The sequence below is a fragment of the Pseudomonas sp. B2021 genome (assembly GCF_018135665.1).
Taxonomy (GTDB): domain Bacteria; phylum Pseudomonadota; class Gammaproteobacteria; order Pseudomonadales; family Pseudomonadaceae; genus Aquipseudomonas; species Aquipseudomonas lactis.
Map to the genome: position 1 here is coordinate 1 of NZ_SMOF01000011.1, position 3,954 is coordinate 3,954.

At 51.8% G+C, this 3,954-nt stretch carries 3 protein-coding genes; all 3 read left to right on the forward strand.

Going from position 1 to position 3,954, the window contains the following annotated elements; all coding sequences use genetic code 11:
- On the forward strand, positions 1 to 2,742 hold a 2,742-nt coding region (locus tag E1K68_RS27375), incomplete at its 5' end, for an RHS repeat-associated core domain-containing protein (protein WP_212614949.1).
- A gap of 1 nt (position 2,743) precedes the next feature.
- Positions 2,744 to 3,127, forward strand: a complete 384-nt coding sequence (locus E1K68_RS27380) for a hypothetical protein (protein ID WP_137205442.1) — start codon at positions 2,744 to 2,746, stop codon at positions 3,125 to 3,127.
- A gap of 27 nt (positions 3,128 to 3,154) precedes the next feature.
- The gene (locus tag E1K68_RS27385; RefSeq protein ID WP_212614950.1) at positions 3,155 to 3,874 is read left to right on the forward strand and encodes a hypothetical protein; all 720 of its coding nucleotides are present in this window, start codon (positions 3,155 to 3,157) and stop codon (positions 3,872 to 3,874) included.
- Positions 3,875 to 3,954: the final 80 nt, after the last annotated feature.

Below are 3,954 nucleotides of genomic sequence, written 5' to 3' on the forward strand. Positions count from 1 at the left end.
GACGGCCAGGAATGGCGCGTCAGTCGGCACTGGACAGATGCGGGCGATGAATACAGCTTCGAATACGACCTCGATGCCGGCATTACCCGTGTGACCGACGGGCTGATGCGGATCAGCACACGGCATTGGAACCCGCAGTACCAGATCACTCGCTACGTCGATAACCTGGGCCATACGTGGCAGTTTGAGTGGAGCGAAGATCGCCAACTGCTCGGTGCGATTGACCCGCAAAACGGCCAGTGGCGTTTCAACTATGACGCGTGCGGCAACCTGAGCGCTGTCATCGATCCACTGTCCAGAACCAGCAGCACGCAGTGGCTGGCGCATTGGGCATTGCCCGAGGTGGAAACCGACACTGCGGGCCACAGCTGGCATTACCGCTACGACCAGCGTGGTAACTGCATCGAGGAAATCAACCCCCTGGGCAACCGTACGCGCTATGTCTATGACGGTTTCGGCCAGCCTGTACGCATCATCGATGCGATGGAAAAAACCAGAACATTGCATTGGAACGAGTGGAGCCAACTGGTCGAAGAAGTGGACTGCTCGGGTTATCCCACTCGCTATGAGTACGACGCGTTCGGCAATCAAGTGACGCAAATTAATGCTGAAGGGGAGTCCGTGCGCTATCGGTACAACCCCCGGGGACTACTTCTGGAGTGCCTGCTGCCGGATGGTCGCATAGAGCAATTTCAACGTAGCGCCAATGGATATCTGTCGGCCTATATCGACCCCGCCGGCAGCTCCACGCGCTACGCCTACACCCTGCGCGGTCAGGTCAAACAACGTTGGGATGCGTATAACCGCACGGTCATGTTCGATCATGATGCCTATGGCCGATTGCTGAAACTGACCAATGAGAATGGCGAAAGCTACCACTTCGAATGGGACGCGGCTAACCGGTTGGTCCAACAACAAGACCTTGACCTGAGTCGACGCTGCTATACCTATGACCCATTGGCTGAGGTTGTGGCCTTGGACTATCTGCCGGGGATCGAAGGCGAACCGGTGGCTCCAATCAGGCACCAATTCCAGCGCGACCCACTAGGACGCCTGACCAGTAAAACCACCGCCGACGGAACCACAGTTTTTGAGCATGATCTGCGTGACCAATTGGTCGGAATAACCTTCACGGCCCTTGACGGTTGCCAGCAGGTACTCAGTTTCAGCTATGACCCGCTAGGGCAACTGCTTGAGGAGCAAAGCTCTGCAGGTTCTGTGCAGCATCGTTACGACGAGTTAGGAAACTTGACCCAAACTGGATTGCCTGATGGACGGTGGTTGAACAGACTTTACTACGGCAGTGGCCATCTTCATCAGTTGAATCTTGACGGCCACGTCATTAGCGATTTCGAGCGTGATCGCTTGCATCGCGAAGTGCAGCGTACTCAGGGCCAAGTCAAAACGAATACGGCCTATGATCGAAGTGGCAGGGTACGTTCACGCCAGCGCCGCAGCATTGATCAGCCTTGGCAGTTGCCACCATTGGTCGAGACCGACTACAGCTATGACCCATGCGACAACCTGATCGGACGCCGCCGTACCGATCGACAACTCGACTATCAGGAACATATGGGTTACGACAGTACCGGTCGTGTGCTGGTCAGCTATCGTCAGAGTCATCGCGAAACCTATGCTTACGACGCAGCCGCCAACTTGCTCGACGCTCCGCTGCAGAGTGGATTGGTAAGGTATAACCGGCTTCTCACTTATCAAGACAAGCGCTATCGATACGATGCTTTTGGTCGCATGATCGAAAAGCGTAGCGCCATGCATGGTTTACAGCGCTTTGCCTACGATGCCGAACATCGACTGATCGAAGTCCGTAACCAGAAAGGCGAGCGGGAGACGCTGGTGCGGATGGTGTATGACCCACTGGGCCGGCGTATTGGCAAAACAGAACATGATCAGCGTGGGTTTCGCTTGGGAGAAACCCGCTTCGACTGGGATGGCTTGCGGTTGCTGAAGGAGTATCGAAACGGGCAGGCCAGCCTTTATCTCTATGAAGATGACGGTTACGAGCCTATCGCACGGGTGGATGGCACTGGCCAGCATCAACATGTGCGGTACTACCATAACGACCTGAACGGCATGCCTGAACAGCTAACGCAAACCAACGGTCATATCGTGTGGCAGGCGCATTTTCGAGTGTGGGGCAATACCTCAGAAGAGTGGCACGAAGCTTCTTTTTTGGAAGAGCAAAACGTACGGTTCCAAGGGCAATATCTGGATCGGGAAGTCGGACTGCACTTCAACACGTTCAGGTTTTATGATCCCGATGTTGGACGATTCATAACGCCGGATCCGATTGGACTGGCGGGCGGATTGAACCTTTATCAATATGCTCAAAACCCCTCGGGCTGGATTGACCCCAAAGGATTGGCGTGCGGCGCTTACAAAGGGAAGCTGAACCAAAAAGCCTCGAAAATGCCCACGTTGACCAAAGGCTCCAAGGAGTGGAAACAGGCCGTCCTGGATAACCGGGCAGCCATGGCTAACGGTGAAAAATTTCAGGTCAAGGTAAAATCAAGCTCGGACGCCAAAGCGTTTTTGAAAGAATCACAAGGTAATATGAACCGCTATAAGGCCCATACTCAGAGTGCGCGCGCCGACGGCGTAGCGAAGTACCCTAAGGGCTATGAGCAACATATGGCTCCAGAAGGCGGCTTTGGGGATACACCGCACATCAAGTGGTACAACAATGGAGGGGATGGTCATATATTTTATGACGTCCCGAATTGATATGAAAAATGAATATCGATTTGAAACACTCAAAAAAATCGGGTTAGGCCCGAATGAAAACATTGAGCAGATTTCTTCAATGATGCTCAAAACTGTCCTGTCGGGTAATTTCACTCATGTGCTTGACTCATTGACCAAGCTGCGACCTTTTTTAACCTCAGACTGTTACTACGTTGCCAACAAACTTTTTATTACCAAAGGCAAGAAAAAAATCTTCAAAGGTGAACTTTGCAAATCAGAAAAAACCGATCTATTGAGTTTCCTGGATAATGCCGAGACCTCAGGCGATCTTCGTGAGCTTTTGATTGCGCCAGTAGAGTCGTACCCAAACGGCAACATAATTTATATTACCGAAGATGCAATTTACTTATACACAACAGAATGAGTTTGAAAAGACGAGAATGGAAGACATTTGAAAGTGCTGATCACCCCCAACATTGAATTGATAGAAACCTCGCAACTCTATTATGAAGATGCGTCTGTCATATGGGTTTTCGACACCAATTCTTCCGTGGTCCGCCTCGACACATCACGCAAACCGCATACGAACTCCGAGCATTGGATTTCAGAGAATTCCGACCTCTTTTCATTCTCTGAAAACGGCGACCTGGCTTGCCTGGAGCTCTCCGTACCAGGAGAAAATCATCTGGCTACTTTCAGGATCGATAAAACAATAACCGGCCGCATCAAACTTCATAAACCGGTCTTTAACGTTCTGCCGACCATGCTCAGACTATTTGATCCTCTTGGCCGACAGTTGTCTTGCTTCATGCGCCCTCCCACTAAAAAAGAAGCGCTCACCCGAGTCAACCTTGGAAAGGACTTCACGATACTCCTGGCGGAGGATCAGTATTTCGGTTTTGAGCTGTTCAACCCTCTGGATTATTTGGTAGGCCAGAATGATGCTCCGTTGGATCCTGACAACCGGGCGGGCAGCGATGAATATCGACTGTTTGCCGCACTGCTTGACATCATGTCGGACAACACTGTCGAAGCACTCGATAACGACATGGCTGCCGTGGCCAATGAACTTAAAACAAACATATTGCCGCATATCCCATCAATCAAAAGCGCCTCCAGAAAAAACACAGTCCAGTCCTCACTGGAAGACTTCATCGACTATTACGCATGAACCCAATAGCCGCTCAGCTCGAGCCTGAGCAATGAGTGAGGATCTTTGGGCCGCCCGCGAAGGCGACGCACTGCTGCACA